This window comes from Aeromonas sobria (assembly GCF_006243315.1).
Taxonomy (GTDB): Bacteria; Pseudomonadota; Gammaproteobacteria; order Enterobacterales; family Aeromonadaceae; genus Aeromonas; species Aeromonas sobria_A.
The window spans coordinates 23,345-41,442 of the sequence record NZ_NKWE01000042.1; the positions used below are offsets into that span (position 1 = coordinate 23,345).

At 59.1% G+C, this 18,098-nt stretch carries 18 protein-coding genes; 13 read left to right on the top strand and 5 right to left on the bottom strand.

Features of this window, described 5'->3' with window-relative positions:
* Positions 1–36 precede the first annotated feature (36 nt).
* A complete protein-coding gene (locus tag CF137_RS13715; RefSeq protein ID WP_204787373.1) occupies positions 37–1,044 on the top strand; it encodes a YecA family protein in 1,008 nt (335 codons plus the stop codon).
* Between the two features lie 10 nt (positions 1,045–1,054).
* Entirely contained in the window at positions 1,055–2,173 is a 1,119-nt protein-coding gene (locus tag CF137_RS13720) for a hypothetical protein (RefSeq protein WP_139719687.1), read from the top strand.
* A 255-nt stretch (positions 2,174–2,428) separates the two neighbouring features.
* On the opposite strand, the gene CF137_RS13725 is transcribed toward CF137_RS13720, so the two are convergent.
* The gene (locus CF137_RS13725; RefSeq protein ID WP_042018053.1) at positions 2,429–3,292 is read right to left on the bottom strand and encodes a YicC/YloC family endoribonuclease; all 864 of its coding nucleotides are present in this window, start codon (positions 3,290–3,292) and stop codon (positions 2,429–2,431) included.
* 147 nt (positions 3,293–3,439) lie between these two features.
* Between CF137_RS13725 and rph the strand changes: the two genes are divergently transcribed.
* The 9 genes from rph to CF137_RS13770 all read left to right on the top strand — a co-directional run bounded on the left by rph (position 3,440) and on the right by CF137_RS13770 (position 13,021).
* Positions 3,440–4,156, top strand: a complete 717-nt coding sequence (gene rph / locus CF137_RS13730) for a ribonuclease PH (protein ID WP_139719689.1) — start codon at positions 3,440–3,442, stop codon at positions 4,154–4,156.
* 75 nt (positions 4,157–4,231) lie between these two features.
* Positions 4,232–4,885 carry an orotate phosphoribosyltransferase gene (gene pyrE, locus CF137_RS13735; RefSeq protein ID WP_139719691.1) on the top strand — a complete coding sequence of 218 codons (654 nt, stop codon included), beginning with the start codon at positions 4,232–4,234 and terminating at the stop codon, positions 4,883–4,885.
* 191 nt (positions 4,886–5,076) lie between these two features.
* Positions 5,077–7,506 (top strand): heavy metal translocating P-type ATPase, encoded by a 2,430-nt coding sequence (locus CF137_RS13740; RefSeq protein ID WP_139719693.1) that lies wholly within the window; start codon positions 5,077–5,079, stop codon positions 7,504–7,506.
* Positions 7,507–7,896: a Cu(I)-responsive transcriptional regulator gene (gene cueR, locus CF137_RS13745; protein WP_101319570.1), complete on the top strand. Its 390-nt coding sequence runs from the start codon at positions 7,507–7,509 to the stop codon at positions 7,894–7,896.
* Positions 7,897–8,023: 127 nt separating this feature from the next.
* Positions 8,024–9,178, top strand: coding sequence for a GGDEF domain-containing protein (locus CF137_RS13750; protein ID WP_162515940.1), 1,155 nt, complete (start codon positions 8,024–8,026; stop codon positions 9,176–9,178).
* A gap of 30 nt (positions 9,179–9,208) precedes the next feature.
* Complete coding sequence (locus tag CF137_RS13755) at positions 9,209–9,472, top strand: YihD family protein (protein WP_033135400.1); 264 nt, start codon at positions 9,209–9,211, stop codon at positions 9,470–9,472.
* Between the two features lie 155 nt (positions 9,473–9,627).
* The gene (ccoG, locus tag CF137_RS13760) at positions 9,628–11,079 is read left to right on the top strand and encodes a cytochrome c oxidase accessory protein CcoG (protein WP_139719696.1); all 1,452 of its coding nucleotides are present in this window, start codon (positions 9,628–9,630) and stop codon (positions 11,077–11,079) included.
* A gap of 117 nt (positions 11,080–11,196) precedes the next feature.
* Positions 11,197–12,186, top strand: coding sequence for a serine/threonine protein kinase (locus tag CF137_RS13765; protein WP_139719699.1), 990 nt, complete (start codon positions 11,197–11,199; stop codon positions 12,184–12,186).
* A gap of 229 nt (positions 12,187–12,415) precedes the next feature.
* Complete coding sequence (locus tag CF137_RS13770) at positions 12,416–13,021, top strand: thiol:disulfide interchange protein DsbA/DsbL (RefSeq protein ID WP_042018045.1); 606 nt, start codon at positions 12,416–12,418, stop codon at positions 13,019–13,021.
* Positions 13,022–13,093: 72 nt separating this feature from the next.
* Here CF137_RS13770 and pncB read toward each other — a convergent pair whose 3' ends face one another.
* Both pncB and CF137_RS13780 read right to left on the bottom strand, forming a co-directional pair.
* Positions 13,094–14,272, bottom strand: coding sequence for a nicotinate phosphoribosyltransferase (gene pncB, locus CF137_RS13775; protein WP_101319564.1), 1,179 nt, complete (start codon positions 14,270–14,272; stop codon positions 13,094–13,096).
* 89 nt (positions 14,273–14,361) lie between these two features.
* Positions 14,362–14,997, bottom strand: coding sequence for a nicotinamidase (locus CF137_RS13780; RefSeq protein ID WP_139692116.1), 636 nt, complete (start codon positions 14,995–14,997; stop codon positions 14,362–14,364).
* Positions 14,998–15,071: 74 nt separating this feature from the next.
* On the opposite strand from CF137_RS13780, the gene CF137_RS13785 reads away from it, so the two are divergent.
* On the top strand, positions 15,072–15,722 hold the full coding sequence (locus tag CF137_RS13785) for an NUDIX hydrolase (RefSeq protein WP_139719701.1): 651 nt from the start codon (positions 15,072–15,074) through the stop codon (positions 15,720–15,722).
* Positions 15,719–16,231, top strand: coding sequence for a 2-thiouracil desulfurase family protein (locus tag CF137_RS13790; protein ID WP_139719703.1), 513 nt, complete (start codon positions 15,719–15,721; stop codon positions 16,229–16,231). Before CF137_RS13785 ends, CF137_RS13790 begins: the two co-directional genes overlap by 4 nt.
* Here CF137_RS13790 and CF137_RS13795 read toward each other — a convergent pair.
* Both CF137_RS13795 and CF137_RS13800 read right to left on the bottom strand, forming a co-directional pair.
* Positions 16,147–17,121 (bottom strand): acyltransferase, encoded by a 975-nt coding sequence (locus CF137_RS13795; protein ID WP_139719706.1) that lies wholly within the window; start codon positions 17,119–17,121, stop codon positions 16,147–16,149. The two genes, CF137_RS13790 and CF137_RS13795, sit on opposite strands and share 85 nt — an antisense overlap.
* A 6-nt stretch (positions 17,122–17,127) precedes the next feature.
* On the bottom strand, positions 17,128–18,027 hold the full coding sequence (locus tag CF137_RS13800; RefSeq protein WP_068978244.1) for an acyltransferase: 900 nt from the start codon (positions 18,025–18,027) through the stop codon (positions 17,128–17,130).
* Positions 18,028–18,098: the final 71 nt, after the last annotated feature.

The window sequence follows — 18,098 nt, forward strand, 5'->3', positions numbered from 1 at the left end:
CCCTTGCTGGCCTTCGCCCGATGATAAGAGGCATTGATGATGAAACTCAGTCGTAACGATCCTTGCCCCTGTGGTAGCGGTAAAAAATTTAAACGTTGTTGTATGACCCGCGAGGGCAAGCTGCATGCCGACGTGCAGGATGAGGTCGCCGCCATGTTGGCCATGAACCCACATTTGAGCCTGGCCGATCTCAATGTGGCGTTACAGCACAAAATGGCGGATCGTAATCATCAACCGCATCCCGATTTTTGTGGGGTGACGCCAAGCCAAATGGCCAATTGGCTTTATGCACCGTTCGATCAATTACAGTGGCTCACCATCAGCACCCCAGACAATCTTTCTGCCAGCCCGGTGATGCGCTATCTAGGCCTCATGCTTGATGAGGCCATGGCGCAAGAGGGGTCATTCAACGCCACCAGCAAAGGCAACTTGCCGACCAAATTAGTCAAACAGGCCTGTGCGTTATTGCCGGAGTTTGCCGTGGCGCAATGCATATCTGACCTCGGTATCTGTGAGTTTGCGGGCAATAACGAAGACAAATTCAATGCCCTGCACTACACCAGAGTGTTAGCCGAACTCAGTGGGATTATTTATCGCCGTAGCGGTCGCTATCATGTGAAAAAAGCAGCGCAAAAGCAGTATCAGGCGGCAGGGATACAGCCCTTTTTTAAACCTATGCTAGCGGCTGCCGTCAGCCAATATAACTGGGCGTATTTTGACCAACATCCATTCGATGTCGATGTGCGTATATTTTGGGTGTTTATGCTGTGGCGCCTGCAACACCACCACAGTGCTGCCGAGTTGGTGCAAGAGGTGATGACGGCGTTCCCCGATCTGCTCTTGACCATCCCTACCGACCATTACTTTTCACCGGAACAAACCTTATCCATGATCATCGAATCACGGTTTATTGAACGATTTTTACAATACTGGGGATTTGTGACGGTTGAGCCGAGGCGTTATATCAACGCTGAACCGGTCGCCAGAAGGGTTCATATCCAGCCTTTGTTGCAGCAAACCTTTCAATTCACCCTTAACCGATAGCAAGGTCATCGTGAGCGAATATCAATACTACAAATTTGAGCGTGTCGACGGGCAGTTAGCCCCTCACGCCCGCCAAGCACTCAGAGCCATTTCAAGTCGAGCCGAGATTACCGCGACCGCTTTTCAGGTCTATTACACCTACAGTGACTTGAAGGCTGAGCCTGCTGAGCTGATGTTGAAATATTTCGACATCGGTTTTTACTATGCCAATTGGGGCTCTATTTATGCTTATATCAAGCTGCCTGCCGGCACGATCCCCGATGCGTTACTTGGCTTTTCGCTCGATGGCCTTCATGTAGATGAAAGCGATGAATGGCAATTGCTGACTTTTTCCATCGAAGAGTATGGCGAATATTTTGACGATGAACAGGCTGACCACTTTTTCCAACATTTAGCCGCTTTGCGCAGTGCCTTAATTCAGGGTGATTGGCGTCTTATCTATTTTATGTGGCTGAAAGCGTGCGAATTTAATGAAGAAGTTGATGGGGTACCTTTAATTCATTTCGATTTTGAGCACCTCAGTGAGGAGCTGCAGGCGTTTGTCACCCTTTATGATATTCCCTTAGCTTGGGTTAACGCACTGGCGATGGTGCTGAAGGCACAACCCAGTCACCCAGCCAAACAGGCCGAGTTGCAATTTGACGGCTGGTTCCATCAGCTTATTGACGCGGAGAAACGGACGCTATTAAGCACGCTGTTTGAACAAGGCCAGTTAACCCGTCATCAAGCCTTGGCGATGACGCGAAAAGAATCGGCCAACCAAGACCCAGCCTATCACTATTGGTTAACTCCCGACGTGATCACTCCTTACGTTGCACAAGCGCAACGCCAATTACAGCAAGCGCAAGCCGACGCGCTCGCAAAGAAAATGGCGATTGAAAAAGCGGAAAAAGAGAAAGCATTGACGGATATCTACCATCAGCGCGAACACACTTGGCAGCAAGCACAAGAACAAGCGGATCGCACCTGCGCCAGTGGCTACGATGCGGCATCACGCTATGTGCATCAGTTATGCGAAGCCTATCAGTGCAAAGGCGATAGCCCCGCGTTTGCCCAGCGCTTTAAGCGATTTGTGGTGGCGAATAACAGCCGTAAAGCGCTGTTAACCCGGCTGAAAGATCTCCTGTAGGCGGGTATCCGGTTACGCAACATGAGCCTGAGTTGTTGCGTGATGTTCCCTGCCGCCATGGTGTTCGCCTCAACATGACCCCTGGCGGCGAGCTGGGAGCCATCATCGTCGAACAAAACAAGCAGGCGCGGCATGTCGGTTGTCACCGACATCTGCCACATCTATGTGGCCGGTAAAATGAAAAAGCCCTGTATCTACCCTGCTATTCACAAGGTAATACGGGGCTTTCAAGAGCTGCTTGGGCGGGTGAAAAAATTATTCGATGTTTTGAATTTGTTCCCGCATTTGCTCGATCAGGACCTTCAGCTCGACGGCGGATTGGGTCACTTCGGCGTTGATGGACTTGGAGCCCAAGGTGTTCGACTCGCGGTTGAACTCTTGCATCATGAAGTCGAGACGACGGCCACAGGCGCCACCTTTCTTCATGATCTTGATGGTCTCGCTGATGTGCATCTCCAGACGATCCAGCTCTTCGGCTACGTCGATCTTCTGGGCCAGCATCACGATCTCCTGCTCGATGCGGGCCGGATCCAGCTCCACCTTGGCTTCGGCCAGACGGTCGGTGAGCTTCTGGCGCTGCCACTCGATGATCTGCGGCAGGTGGACGCGCACCTTCTTCACTTCCACCTGAATGCCATCCAGACGCTGCTGGATCAGGTTCTTGAGGTTGGCACCTTCGCTGGCGCGGGAGGCGAGGAAATCTTCCATGGTCTGATCGAACCCGCCGAGCAGCTCGGTGGCGACCGCGTCCATATCCTGTTCGGCGGCGGCCATGACACCCGGCCAGCGCAGCACGTCGACCGGGTTGAGCTGGCCCTGGCCTGCTTCTTTCATTACCCAGTTGGCGCTGTCGATGATCAGTTTGGCCAGATCTTCATTGATGTGCAGCTGGCTGGCTGCGGCTTGTGCGGCTTCGAAACGCAGGTTGCACTCCACCTTGCCGCGCTGCAGCTTGGCGCGGAAACGCTCACGCAGTACCGGCTCCAGGCTGCGCAGTTGCTCCGGCAGGCGAATGTAGGTTTCCAGATAGCGCTGGTTTACCGAACGAATTTCCCAAACGGCTGTGCCCCAGTCGCCCTTGAATTCCTTGCGGGCGTAGGCGGTCATGCTGTGAATCATTGATTGTTCCGGGCTTGATGAAGTGTGCGGCCAGTATACTCAGCCCGGCCCTGCTCGTCAGCCGATGCCGTGGTTTTAGCGGCTGATATTTGGGGCCTAATGACTTATACTCCTTCGCCAATTTGAGCCAGCCCAGAGGTCCATTCCATGTCACGTCCAAGCGATCGCAGTGCCGCGCAACTTCGCCCGGTTACCATTACCCGCAATTTCACCAAACATGCAGAAGGCTCAGTGCTGGTGGAGTTCGGTAACACTCGCGTGCTCTGCACCGCCAGCGTCGACACCAGCGTTCCGCGCTTCCTGAAAGGCAAGGGTCAGGGTTGGATCACTGCCGAATACGGCATGCTGCCGCGCTCCACTCACTCCCGGATGAACCGCGAAGCGGCTTCTGGCAAGCAGAGCGGCCGTACTCTGGAGATCTCCCGACTGATCGCCCGCTCCCTGCGTGCAGCGGTAGACCTGACTGCGCTGGGCGAGCACTCCATCACTGTGGACTGTGACGTGCTGCAAGCAGATGGTGGCACTCGTACTGCAGCTATTACCGGTGCCTGTGTGGCGCTGGTGGATGCACTGAACTGGATGGTGGCACAGGGCAAACTGAAGCAGAGCCCGCTCAAGCAGATGATCGCCGCCGTTTCTGTCGGTATGTATCAGGGCGAAGCCATCTGTGATCTGGAGTACATCGAAGACTCCGCCGCCGAGACCGACATGAACGTGGTGATGACCGAAGATGGTCGGATCATCGAGGTGCAGGGCACCGCGGAGGCCGAGCCCTTCACCCATGAGGAGCTGCTGGCGATGCTGGGGCTCGCCAAGGGCGGCATTGCCGAGATCATTGCGCTGCAGAAGCAGTCACTCTCCTGATTTTAAAAACGCGGCATTGGCCGCGTTTTTTTATACCCCCACACAAGTAAACGACAAGCCAAGCAAGGAGCCAGAATGAAAGCCTACCAGCGTCAATTTATCGAGTTCGCCCTGGAGAAACAGGTCCTCAAATTCGGTGAATTCACCCTGAAATCCGGTCGTAAAAGCCCCTACTTCTTCAACGCCGGTCTGTTCAACAGCGGCCGCGATCTGGCCCGCCTCGGCCGCTTCTATGCCGCTGCCCTGATGGATGCCGGCATCGAGTTCGATGTGCTGTTTGGCCCGGCCTACAAGGGTATCCCCATCGCCTCCGCCACCGCCGTGCAGCTGGTGGAGCAACACGATGTGGATGTGCCCTGGTGCTTCAACCGCAAGGAGGCCAAGGATCACGGTGAGGGCGGCAATCTGGTGGGCAGCCCGCTCAAGGGTCGCATCATGCTGGTGGACGACGTCATCACCGCTGGCACCGCCATTCGCGAATCCATGGATCTGATCCAGGCCAACGGCGCCTCGCTGGCGGGCGTGCTGATCGCGCTGGACCGTCAGGAGAAGGGCAAGGGCGAGCTCTCCGCCATTCAGGAAGTGGAGCGTGACTACGGCGCCCACATCATCGCCATCATCCAGATGAGCGATCTCATCGCCTATCTGGAGGAGAAGCAGGCCGAACAGCCGGAGCTGGCAGCACAGCTGACCGCCATGCAGGCTTACCGCGCCCAGTACGGTATCTGATAAGCCCCGAAGCGAAATGAAGTGAAACAGGATGGCGCCACTCTCGCCGAGGGTGGCGCCATTTTTTATCCGCGTTTTTCCCACACATTCTTAAAAAGCGGCTGTGAACTGCTTGAGCTTGCCCTTAAGGTAAAGGTTAGGGTTTGCCGGTCGGCGTTTTTTGGTGCCGACGGGTTCCGGGGAGGAACAGCATGACGACTCAACAGCAACACCTCATTCATCTGCAATTGCCGCTCAGCGGCATGAGCTGCGCCAACTGCGCCAGCCGCATCGCGGCCAACCTCAACAAACTCGACGGGGTCGCGGCGACCGTCAACTTCGCGCTGGAGCAGGCGGCCATCGAGCTGACCAGCCCCGACCGTCTGCCTGTGGTGCTCGACAGCATCAAGAGTCAGGGTTACGACTACGGCCGCGAAACACTGTCTTTCCAGATCCGCGGCATGACCTGCGCAGGTTGTTCGGCGCGACTGAACAAGATGCTGGCAGCGCTGCCCGGCGTGATCTCTGCCGAGGTCAACTTTTCCATCGAGCAGGCCCGTATCGTGCTGGTGCCCGGTATGCAGACCCCGGCCGCATTACGCGAGCAGATCGAGGCGCTCGGCTTTGGCGCCCAGCTGGCACAGGGTTCGGCCAGCGGCCGCCGCCAGCAGTTGCTGGAGCGGGAAGCGCAGGATGCCGCCAGCGCCGGTCAGGCGCAAACCCGGGTCATCGTCTCGGCCCTGCTGACTCTGCCGCTGCTGGTGGGGATGCTGGCCATGGCCGGGCTGTTCCCCTGGCATCTGCCCGCCTGGCTGGAGCTGCTGCTCGCCACCCCGGTGCAGTTCTGGATCGGGGCCCGCTTCTATCGCGGCGCCTGGCTTGCCCTCAAGAACCGCGCGGCCAATATGGATGTGCTGGTGGCCACCGGCACCAGCGCTGCCTACTTCTACAGCCTCTATCTGCTGCTGACGCTGGGGATGGCCGCCAGCGGCAAGCTCTATTTCGAGGCGAGCGCCATCATCATTACCCTGATTTCGTTGGGAAAACTGCTGGAAGCGCGGGCCAGACGCAGCACCCAGTCAGCCATTCGCGAGCTGATGGCGCTGCGGCCGGAAACTGCCACCGTCTGGCATGGCGAGAGCTGGCAGAGCGTGGCCATCGACGAGGTGCTACGCGGCGATCGGCTGCGGGTGCTGGTGGGGGAGCGGGTGCCGGTGGATGGCAGGATAGTGAGCGGCGCCAGCGAGCTGGACGAGTCGATCCTCACCGGCGAGAGCCTGCCGGTGCCGCGCAGTGCGGGCGACAAGGTGCTGGGCGGCGCCATCAACCGCTCCGGTGTGCTGGAGATCGAAGCCACTACGGTGGGGGAGGAGTCCAGCCTCAGCAAGATCATCGCGTTGGTGGAGAGCGCCCAGATGGGCAAGGCACCGCTGCAACAGCTGGTGGACAAGGTTTCCGCTGTCTTTGTGCCGGTGGTGATGGCCATCGCCCTGTTTACCCTGCTGGTGTGGTACGCCATCAGCAATGATTTCGGTCAGGCGCTGCTGGCGGCGGTGGCGGTACTGGTGATTGCCTGTCCCTGCGCCCTCGGGTTGGCGACCCCCGCTGCCATCGTCACCGGCACCGGGGTGGCGGCCCGTCACGGCATTCTGATCAAGGATGTCGATACTCTGCAGAAGGCCCACGCCATCAAGGCGCTGATCTTCGACAAGACCGGCACCCTGACTCAGGGTCGGCCGCTGCTGGCGAGCTGGAGCGGCACTGCCGAGCAGCTGCACCTCGCCGCCGCCCTGCAGCAGGCGAGCGAACACCCGCTGGCGCTGGCGATGCGCGAGGCGGTCGGCAAAGGGCTGACGCTACCCCAGCCGGAGACGGTAGAGGTGCGGGTCGGTGCCGGTATTGTCGGTCAGGTGGCGGGCCACAGGGTCGCCATCGGTAATAGCTCCCTGCTGGCCCAGCTCGGCATTGCAGCGCCGCGACAGGATGAACAGCCCACCGACGGCGCAACGCGGGTCTGGGTCGCCATCGACGGCGTGGTGGCTGGCATTGCGGCACTGGCCGACACCTTGCGCCCCGAGAGTGCGGAAGCCATCGCCACCCTGCGCCAGCGCGGCATCGCCAGCTGGCTGGTGAGCGGCGATGCGCCAGCGCCGGTGGCGCACATCGCCGCCCAGCTGGGGTTGGACGGAGCGTTTGACTCGGTGCTGCCAGCCGGTAAGGTTGAAAAAGTCGAGGCGCTGCGAGTGCAAACCCGCGGGCTGGTAGCCATGGTGGGGGATGGGGTGAACGATGCCCCGGCGCTGGCGGCAGCAGACGTGGGCATCGCCATGGGCTCCGGCTCCGATGTGGCGATGGAGACCGCCTCCATCACGCTCATGCGATCTGACCCGCGGCTGGTGGCCGATGCCATCGACATCTCGGCGGCCACCTGGCGCACCATCCAGCAGAATCTGTTCTGGGCCTTCGTGTTCAATATCATCGGCATTCCGTTGGCGGCGCTGGGCTATCTCAGCCCCGAGCTGGCGGGGGCCGCCATGGCCCTGAGCAGCATCACTGTATTGAGCAATTCCCTGTTATTGAAACGCTGGCAGCCCAAGGCGGCGCACGGGCCAGCATCCAACCAGATCAGTAAGGAGGCATAAATGAACATCAGCAAGGTTGCCAAGGCCACGGGGCTGACCGCCAAGACCATCCGCTACTACGAGAGTATCGGTCTCATCAAGGCGCCAGTGCGCAGCGACAACGGCTATCGCAGCTATACCGAGGGTTCGCTGCGGGAGTTGCGCTTCGTCAAGCGGGCGCGGGAGACCGGCTTTAATCTGGAGGAGTGTCAGGAGCTGCTGGCGCTCTATCGCAACGAGCATCGCACCAGTGCCCAGGTGAAGAAGCTGGCACAGGAGAAGATCGTCGATCTGCGGGCCCGTATCAGCGGTCTGCAGGCGATGCTCAGCTCGCTGGAAGGGTTGGTCTGTTGCTGCCACGGTGACGAAAATCCCGAGTGCCCGATCCTCGACGAGCTGGAGCGGGGGTGAGCAAGGACTCACTGGCCAGCGTCGGAGAAAACGCCGATGATTGATTAAATTCTTAATAAACGGCGCTTTATTGTTGCTGGTCAGGGGGGAGTGGTAGACTGCTCGGCTCTTGTACAGGAGTACTCAGTTGACCCAGAGTGTGACACACCAGGTTAAGCAGGCCATCATGGCCCAGCTCTATACCCACGCATCCTTCAGTCTCCCCTGTTTGGGCGTGTTGGCATTTGGTTGGAGTCTGCTGTTTCACGACTATCTGCCCGCCAGCGAGGCGCTGGGCTGGTTGGCCGGGGTGCTGTTGCTGCTGCTCTGTCGGGGCTGGCACTTGCGCTGGCGGCAATCCCGCCTGCAACAGATACCGTTGCCGGTGCTGGAACGCGAGCTGTTTATCGGCGCCACCATCACCTCCATCGCCTGGGCCCTCGGGGTGCTGCTCTACATGAATGCGCTGCCCGATACCTACCGGGCCGCCATGATGATGCTCTCCAGCCTCATTCTCACCGGCAGCGCCATCATGCTGTTTGGTAGCCGTCGCACCCTCTATGGCGACGTGTTGCCGCTGGGCATGGCGATGCTGTTCGAGCTGGGCAATGGCAACGAGCAGGAGCGGATCGTCTCCTGCATGCTGGCGGGTTATCTGTTCGTCTTTCTGCCAACCCTGTTGCGGCGGATGCGGCGGGATCAGATCGCCTCGCTCCATCACCGTTTTTCCAACGCCGAACTGGTGGCCGAGCTGAAGGTGGTCTCCGAGCATCTGCGCCTCACCTCTCGTCTCGATGGCTTGACCGGTATCGCTAATCGCGCCCATCTTGATGACTGTCTGGAGCTGACCTGGCGTCGCTGCCATCGGGCCAAGGTGCCCCTGTCACTGGTGCTGGTGGATGTGGATTACTTCAAGCAGTTCAATGACCATTATGGTCATCAAGCGGGAGATGACTGTCTGCAACAGGTGGCCGCCTTGCTGGCCGAGGTGGAGCGGCGGGAGGATGATCTGGCGGCCCGTTACGGGGGCGAGGAGTTCGCGCTGCTGCTGCCCTGTACCGGCATGCAGGGGGCGTTGCAGGTGGCGGATCATGTGCGGCAAGCCCTCAAGGAGCTTGATATTCCTCATCAGAAGTCGCTGGTCTCCGGTCGGGTCACATGTAGTTTTGGTGTTGCCACACTGATACCGGATAACAGCATGAAAATCGCCGATTTGATCCAGAAAGCGGATGCGGCCCTCTATCAGGCCAAGCATAATGGGCGGGATCGAATCGAAGTAGCCTTGATGGGTAAGGTTGCCTGAGTTTAACGTGACAGATTAAAGAGGTTGTCTATGCAATGTCATCGTATCGAAGAGCTGCTGGAGTTGTTGCAGCCTGCCTGGATCAAGGAACAGGATCTCAGCCTGGTGCAGTTTGTAGCCAAACTGGCCAACGAAGCGGGATTTGAAGGTCCTCTGTCCGAGCTGACCGACGACATGCTGATCTATCACCTCAAGATGCGGGAATCCGACAAGCAGGCGATGATCCCCGGTCTGGCCAAGGATCATGTGCCCGATTTCAAAGAGGCACTGCTCAAGGCTCGCGGAATCAAGTGAACCTTTGTTGGAAGCGCACCACCCCGGGGTGGTGCGCTTTTTTGTTGCTAAAAATTGCGATCAAACGCCAATATTAGATACATCTAATCCACACAATTAGCATGCTGTTTAAGATATAATCCGCTCCATAACAAATAAGGGAGCGATGTCTTGCAATGGCCGACCACGACAAAATCGATATCAAGGACGTTACCGACAAGGGCGTAACCGGGACCTACAATCCCAACACGTTCAAAGCCAGCGACGACAGGTTCAACCCCGGCAACCGTATCTATGTGCGGGCCCAGACCGGAACATGGCAGCGGGTGCGCAAGGCCATGGGCTGGTTTTTCGTCGCCCTCTTTGTGCTGCTGCCCTGGCTGCGTTATGACGGCCGTCAGGCGGTGCTGTTCGATCTTGGCCATCAGCAGTTCCATATTTTTGGTGCCACCATCTGGCCGCAGGATCTGACCCTGCTGGCCTGGATCTTCATGATTGCCGCTTTTGCCCTGTTCTTTGTCACCACCTTTCTCGGCCGGGTCTGGTGCGGCTATCTCTGCCCGCAGACGGTATGGACCTTCACCTTCATCTGGTTTGAAGAGAAGCTGGAGGGGGCGGCCAACAAACGACGCAAGCTGGATGCCGGTCCCTGGTCGGCAGAGAAGCTGGCCCGCAAGGGGGCCAAGCATCTGGCCTGGCTGCTCATCTCGCTGGTAACCGGTCTCACCTTCGTCGCCTACTTCCAGGATGTGACTGAACTGGTGCCCGATTTCTTCACCCTGCAGGCGGGTGGCTGGGTACTGTTCTGGGTGCTCTTCTTCACAGTGATCACCTACGGCAATGCGGGCTGGATGCGCGCCATCATGTGCATCCACATGTGCCCTTATGCCCGTTTCCAGTCCGCCATGTTCGACAAAGACACCTTCATCGTCGGCTACGACAGCAAGCGTGGCGAAACACGTGGCGCCCGCTCCCGCAAGGCGGATCCCAAGGCGCTGGGGTTGGGGGATTGCATCGACTGCGACCTCTGTGTGCAGGTCTGTCCGACCGGCATCGATATCCGCGATGGTCTGCAGTACGAGTGCATCAACTGCGGCGCCTGCGTCGATGCCTGCGACCAGACCATGGAGCGGATGGGTTATCCGAAAGGGCTCATCAGCTACACCACTGAGCACAAGCTGGCCAACGACTCCACCCATGTGGCGCGGCCCAAGCTGATTGGCTACGGGCTGGTGATGGCGGTGATGCTGGGGGTATTTGTTTATAACGCCATGTCCATCATGCCGATGGGGCTCGATATCCTGCGGGATCGCAACCAGTTGTTCCGTGAAAACAGCGAGGGGCTGATCGAGAACACCTACACCCTCAAGATCCTCAACAAGACCCTGCAACCCCAGACCTACCAGCTGGATGTGGAGGGCTTGCCCGAGTATCAGTGGTTCGGGCCCCGTGAAGTGACCCTCAAGGCGGGCGAGATCTACACCCTGCCGGTCAGTCTGGCGGTTGACCCCTACAACCTGAAGCGGCCGACGCTGGACATCAAGTTTGTGCTGAAACGGGAAGGGGCGGCGCCTGATGACAGCAAGGGCAACCTGCGTCAGGGCAGCAAGTTTATCAGCCGCTTGTAATGTCCGCCGGTTGCCGTGGACTGCCCTCGGCGCCGGAGTTACATAAGTCCGGTCACCAGCGAGCAGGGTAATAGCGGGTAGTAGTGATAGAATGGGGCGCAACGGCGCCCCTTTCTTATGGTGGATGACATGCGTTTCAACTATTCCGATCTCACACCCGACCTCATCATGGACGCGCTCGACCTCAGCGGTCTGCGGCTCGACTCCGGTCTCATCGAACTCAACAGCTATGAGAACCGGGTCTACCAGTTTCAGGATGAGGAGCGTCGCCGCTATGTGGTGAAGTTCTACCGTCCCGGTCGCTGGAGCCGGGCCCAGATCCTCGAAGAGCATGAGTATGCTGCCCGGCTTTGTGATGCGGAGATCCCGGTGGCCGCCCCGATCGCCTTCGCGGGCGAAACCCTGCTGGAGCATCAGGGCTATCCGTTCGCCATCTGGCAGAGCGTCGGTGGCCGCCAGTTTGAGGTGGATAACCTCGAGCAGCTGGAGTGGGTCGGGCGCTATCTTGGCCGCATCCATCAGATTGGTGCCAGCAAGCCGTTTCACCATCGAGTGCGGCTCGATGTGGAGAGCATGCTGCACGAACCGCGTCAGCTGTTGGCGTCCGGCGAATGGCTGCCAAGCGGGCTGGCGAAGCAATTCTTCGGGGTACTCGACGAGCTGATCAAGCACGTTTGCGATGCCATGACCCTGGATGTGGCGCAGATCTCGCTGCATGGTGACTGTCATCCGGGCAACATTCTGTGGCGCGACGGCCCCATGTTTGTCGATCTCGATGACTGCCGCACCGGCCCTGCCATTCAGGATCTCTGGATGATGCTGAGCGGCGAGTGTCACGAGCAGCAGATCCAGCTCGATACCCTGCTGGCGGGCTACGAGGAGTTCATGGAGTTTGATTCGCGCGAGCTGGCGCTGATTGAGCCGCTGCGGGCGATGCGGATCGTCCACTACATGGCATGGCTGGCGCGACGCTGGGAAGACCCTGCGTTTCCCCGTCACTTTCCCTGGTTCAACACCGATCACTACTGGCGCCAGCAGATCGCCACGTTGCATGATCAGCTCGATGCATTGAAGGCACCGCCGTTGACCCTTATGCCGGGGTGGTAACTTATCCGGTGGCCAGCAGATCGCCCCACCTGCGGCACGATCAGCTGGAGGCACTGAAGGCGCCACCGTTGAGCCTGATGCCAAACTGGTGAAATTGAAGGGATCTTGCGTGGCAAGTGTGACTCGATCTCCGGCCCTGACCATTGACGTCAGCATGGCGAAACAATAGGCTTGGCACTGCTTCGGTTCGCCGGGCGTGCCTCACAGTGATCCCTTAACAGGAAACATCATGAAAAAAGTTTTATTTTTCCTCGCAGCCATGCTGATGGTCCCCATGGTTCACGCCGCCCCCGAATTCAAGGAAGGCGTCAACTACGATGTGGTCAAGCAGACTGCCTCTGCCAAGCCAGAAGTGATGGAGTTTTTCTCTTACTTCTGCCCGCATTGCGCGACGTTTGAACCGATCGTTGAGCAACTGCAGGCTGGCTTGCCAAAAGATGTGCCCCTCAAGAAGAACCCGGTGAACTTCATGGGTGGCGAGATGGGGCCAGAGATGCAGCGTGCCTACGCGGTTGCCACTTTGCTCAATGCAGAGAGCAAGGTCACTCCCGCCATCTTTAGCAAGATGCAACAGCGCCAGTATCCGACCAGCCGTGACGATGTGAAGAAAATTTTTGTCGACAACGGTGTTCCGGCCGAGGAGTTTGACGGTGCCGTCGACAGCTTCGCGGTTTCCGGCATGGTCTCCCAGTTCGATCGCAACATGCAGAGCTACAACATCCGTGGTGTGCCTGCGTTTTTGGTCAACGGCAAGTACATGGTGAAGATTGAATCCATCACCTCTCAAGAGCAGTTCAACAAATTGGTGCAGTTCCTGCTGACCAAGAAAGACTGATACCCCTTGAGTCGATAAAAAAGCCCGCCGGTGTGAACCGGCGGGCTTTTTGTTTTCTGGCAGCCTGGAAGATCAGACCCCGACGTGGAACGCCTGCTTGAGGTTGCGAATAAACTCCGCATCCCGACAGAGGGTCTTGCCCGGGCTGTCGGAGATCTTGGCAACCGGGCCGCCGTTGCACTCCATCAGCTTGAAGACGATGTTCATCGGGCTGACACCGGGCAGGTCGCAGGTGAGCTTGGTGCCGATACCGAAACTGGTATTGATGCGGCCGCGGAAGTGACGCAGCAGCTGTACTGCTTTGTCGAGATTGAGCCCATCGGAGAAGACCAGGGTCTTGTCGGTGGGGTCGATACCGAGGCGCTGGTAGTGGCTGATGGCCTTCTCACCCCACACCACGGGATCGCCGGAGTCGTGGCGTAGCCCCTGATAGCGGCTGGCCAGCTCGAAATCGAAATCACGCAGGAAGGCATCCATGGTGATGCAGTCGGTCAGGGCGATGCCGAGATGGTCGGTGAACTCTTCCAGCCAGCTGGTGAGGGCGGCGCGTTGGCTGTGTTCGAGCGGAAAACCGAGCTGCTGGTGGGCCTGGAACCACTCGTGGGCCTGGGTGCCCACGGCGGATAACTGGTACTTCTGGGCCAGCAGGTAGTTGCTGGTGCCGCGAAACGCTGGCAGCCGCTCCTTGAGGCGGCCTACCACCGCATCTTGCACCCCATGGGAGAAGCGGCGGCGGGTGCCAAAATCGATGAGGTTGAACTCGCTCATCTCTTCGGGACTCAGTTCCCGCTCCAGCTTGTCGAGCTTCTGGTCGAGTCGATCCAGCGCATGGCTGACGCCAAACTGGGGATAGCGGAAGCGGTTGCGCATCTCGCTGATGATGGCGAGCACCGGGATCTCCCACAGGATCACATCCTGCCAGGCCCCTTCGACCCGCACATTGATGCGGCCATCCTGCTCGAACACCTTGAGCAGGGAGGCATCGAGCGGCTTGCGACGGAGGTGGTCGAGGTAGTCAGGGGTGAAGAAGGGACGTTCGGCGAGAAAATCGAGCTCGGGTTTGGTCAGTCGCAGGGAGCCAGCGAGGCGCAGTTGCTCCTCGATCTGCCCCATCATGGGCAGCAGATCCTCTTCATTGCGGCTGTGGAATTCTGCCACCACCTCGGCATCCGGATAGCGATGGAACACCGCCTGCTGCATATGCAGCTTGTAGGCATCGGTGTCGAGCAGGCTGGTTAGTATGGGTGGCATATCAGACTCCCCGCAGGCGGGCGAACGCCAGTCGCATAGGTAGATTGCAGGCGCCGGTATCGAGCAGGCTGGTGAGGATAGGGGGCATATCAGGCGTCCAGCAGGCGTTGTACATCGATCAGGGTCTGAGCCAGTTCGGCGCCAGCCTCGATCATCTGGGTGTGGGCGCTGGCAACCGTCGCGGGAGCGATGCCACGGCAGGCATCGAGATGGACGATCACCCGGAAACCGGCGCGGCGCAGTTGCAGCACGCTGGTTTTGACACAGTAGTCGGTGGCGAGGCCGCCGACCAGCACGGTATCGACCTTGCGGGCTTGCAGAAATTCGATGAGTCCGGTGCTGCGCCGTTCGGCCAGGTCGTGGAAGCAGGTGCCGTAGGGATGCAGATCCGGCTCGACCCCCTTCCAGACGAAGAAGTCATAGTCGATGGGGGCAGGCAGGCCGTCGAGCAGTTCGAAGCCCTTGCTGCCCGGCACGCAGTGCACCGGCCAAGTGAGGTCGGCGTTGGGCAGGTCTAGCGGCAGCAACATGCCAGCGGGGTCACTGACGGCCCAGTCGGCATTGGCCGGGTGAGCGTCCTTGCTGCCGATCCGCAGCGTGGCGAGGGTGGCCTGAGCGTTGAGCGCGGCCACAATATCATCACCGCCCGCGACGGGCAGTTCGTTCGGGCAGAGAGGGGTAAAGCCCTTCTGCGCATCAATATCCAGGCTGGCGACGGTTCCCATGATTGGCTCCTGCACATACTATTCGTGTGATATTATCTACCAAACATTAATGGAAGGCGAGCAGGGCGATCGGCATGCTGAGAATGAGTCTGGATATGGTGGTGCTGCGGTTGCATGACGAGCGGCTCGAGCTGCTGCTCGAGACCCGTGATCGCCCCCCCTTTGCCCACAGTTGGCAGCTACCCGGCTTGCGCATCGATGAGGCACTGGATCGGGATCTGGATGCCGCCCAGCGCCGCCTGCTGGCGGAGTGGGGGCTCGGTCACTGCTACAGCGAGCAGGTCTGCACCCTCGGCAGTCTGGAGCGGGATCCCCGCGGCTGGTCCACGACCCTGGTCTATCTCTGCTTGGTCGATCCGGAAGTGGAGGCCATCCACGGCTGCTGGCATCCGCTCTGCAACCTGCCGGGGCTGAGCCTCGCCTTCGACCATGTCCAGCTCATCGCCAAGGGGCTGGAGCGGCTGCGGATCAAGAGTCGCTACAGCACCTTGCCGCTGCAACTGCTGGGGCCCGAGTTCACCCTCTCCGAGGTGCAGCGCGCCTTCGAAATCATCCTGCAAACCCCGATGAACACGGCGGCGTTTCGCAAGCGGATCCATCGTGCCGACATTCTGGTGGACAGCGGCCGCAAGCGCACCGGCAAACAGCGCCCCGCTATCCTTTACCGGTTGGAGAGTCCCTGCTGCGTGATGTTCGATCAGGTGATGCATGGAGCAGAAGCGTGAGTATCAATTCCGTTCGCGTGCTGGTAAGCGCTTGCCTGCTGGGCCAGCCAGTGCGTTACGACGGTCAAAGCAAGGGGATTGTCAGCGACTGGCTGAATGAACTGGGTGCCGAAGGGCGAGTGCTGGCCTTCTGCCCCGAAGTGGCGGGCGGTTTGCCGACCCCGCGCCCTCCTGCCGAGCGGCAAGGTGAGCGGGTGGTGACGGCGAGCGGGCTGGATGTGACCGCCGAGTTTGATCGCGGCGCCGAGCTGGTGCTGGAAATCTGTCAAGCGCAGGGCATTCGCTTCGCGCTGCTGAAAGAGGGCAGCCCCTCATGTGGCAGCGGCCGTATCTATAACGGCCGCTTCGAAGGGGTCTCTGTGGCGGGCGAGGGCAAGACCACCGCCCTGCTGCGCCGCCACGGGATTGCAGTCTTTTCCGAAGATCAGTTGGCCGAGTTGGCCTCGGTGCTCTCTGTGGATGCCTCTTGGTTGGATATCCCTTCGGTAGCAACCCGCAGCGGCGCCTGACCGCGCTGCCACCCCTCCAGCACCTCGTCCTTCTCCTGCCAGCGCTGGTTTAGCCACTCCTGAAAACCCCGTTTGAACTGCTTGTCATTGAAGTAATCACCGACCAGCGCCTCATCCACCGGCAGCTCCTCAATCCGCACCTGAATGCGCTTTACCCGTCCCATCAGGAAGTCCTTGAACGGGGTCTCGGCGTTGTCCGGATAGCGGATGGTGACGTTGATCAGGCTGTCAAACTGCTCCCCCATGGCCGCCAGGGTGAAGGCCAGACCCGCCGCCTTGGGCGGCATCAGATGACGGTAGCGGGAGCGGGCCGCGTCCCGTTTCTGCTCGGTGAAGCGGGTCCCTTCCACGAAGTTGATGACGGTGGTGGGGATGTGGCGAAACTTCTCGCAGGCATTGCGGGTGGTCTCGATATCCTTGCCGCGCAGGTGCGGGTTGCGTAGCAAAAACGCCCGTGAATAGCGGCGCATAAAGGGCATGTCGAGCCCCCAGCAGGCGAGCCCCAGCAGCGGGATGTAGATCAGCTCGTGCTTCATGAAGAACTTGGGCACCGGCAGCCGATCGCGGAACAGATGACCCAGCACCACTATGTCGGTCCAGCTCATATGGTTGCTGATGACGAGATACCAGCCATCCTTGCGCAGTCGGGTCTCATCTTCGATCTGCCAGTCGATGCGCATGGTGAGACGGATCACCAGGGCGTTGCAACCGAGCCACAGCCTCATGAAACGGTTGTTGAGCCGGCTGCAGGCGCGGCCAAAGGCCGGGATCGGCAGCAGCAGCTTGGCCAGCGACACCAGCAGGATCAAGCTGGCGCACAAGGCGGTGAACAGGATGGTCAGGCCCGCGCTGATGATCAGCACCAGCGGGCCGGGAAGCAGGGATAGCATGAATGTCTACTGCGCCTTGGTTGCCAGCAGTTGGCTCAGGGTCTGGTCCTTCTCGTGCCAGATCCCGTTCAACCACTGTTGAAACTCTTGTTGGAACTCGGGGTCATTGAAGTAATCCCCCACCAGCTTACGGTCGATCGGCAAATAGCGGACCTGAACCTTGATTTGCCCGACCCGGCCGCACATGAAGTCCCAGTAGCTGGGAATGCCGTCCGGATAGGCGATGGTGACATCAACCAGTTGCTGCAACTGGTCACCCATGGCTGCCAGGGTGAAGGCGATGCCCCCCGCTTTCGGGAGCAGCAAGTGGCGATAGGGCGAGCCCTGCTTCTGATGCTTGCTGCCGGTGAAACGGGTGCCTTCGACAAAGTTCATCACACTCACCGGAATATGGCGGAATTTGGCACAGGCCTGGCGCGTTGTTTCTATGTCTTTTCCCTTCAAATGTGGTCTTTTTTCCAGAAATTTACGGGAATATCGCCGCATGAAGGGAAAGTCGAGCGCCCACCATGCCAGACCGAGAAAAGGTACCCAAATCAGCTCTTTCTTGAGGAAAAACTTCAGGAAGGGGATTTTTTGGTTAAAAACCCGCTGCAATACCAGTATGTCGACCCAGGATTGATGGTTGGCAATCACCATATACCACTCATTCCGGTGCCCTTTGTCCACTCCGACCACCTCGAAAGGGGTCTGGATGATGGTTTTCTGGATCAGATTGTTGAAACCGATCCAGCAGCTGGCACAGCCATCCAGCAGAGTGTTGCAGAGGGTTCGCCACCCCTTGAACGGTAGCGGCAGCTTGAGCAAACCCAGCAAGAAGATGGGGACAAACCAGAAGAGGGTATTGAAAAAATAGAGCAGGGTAGAGAGGCTGCCGCGCAGTCGCTCTGTCAGCTTGTTGGGCATGAGTAAGGGTCCGTCTTGCTGTCGATAAAGGGCCATCAAGTGGTCAGATCTGTGGCCATAATATCAGCCGA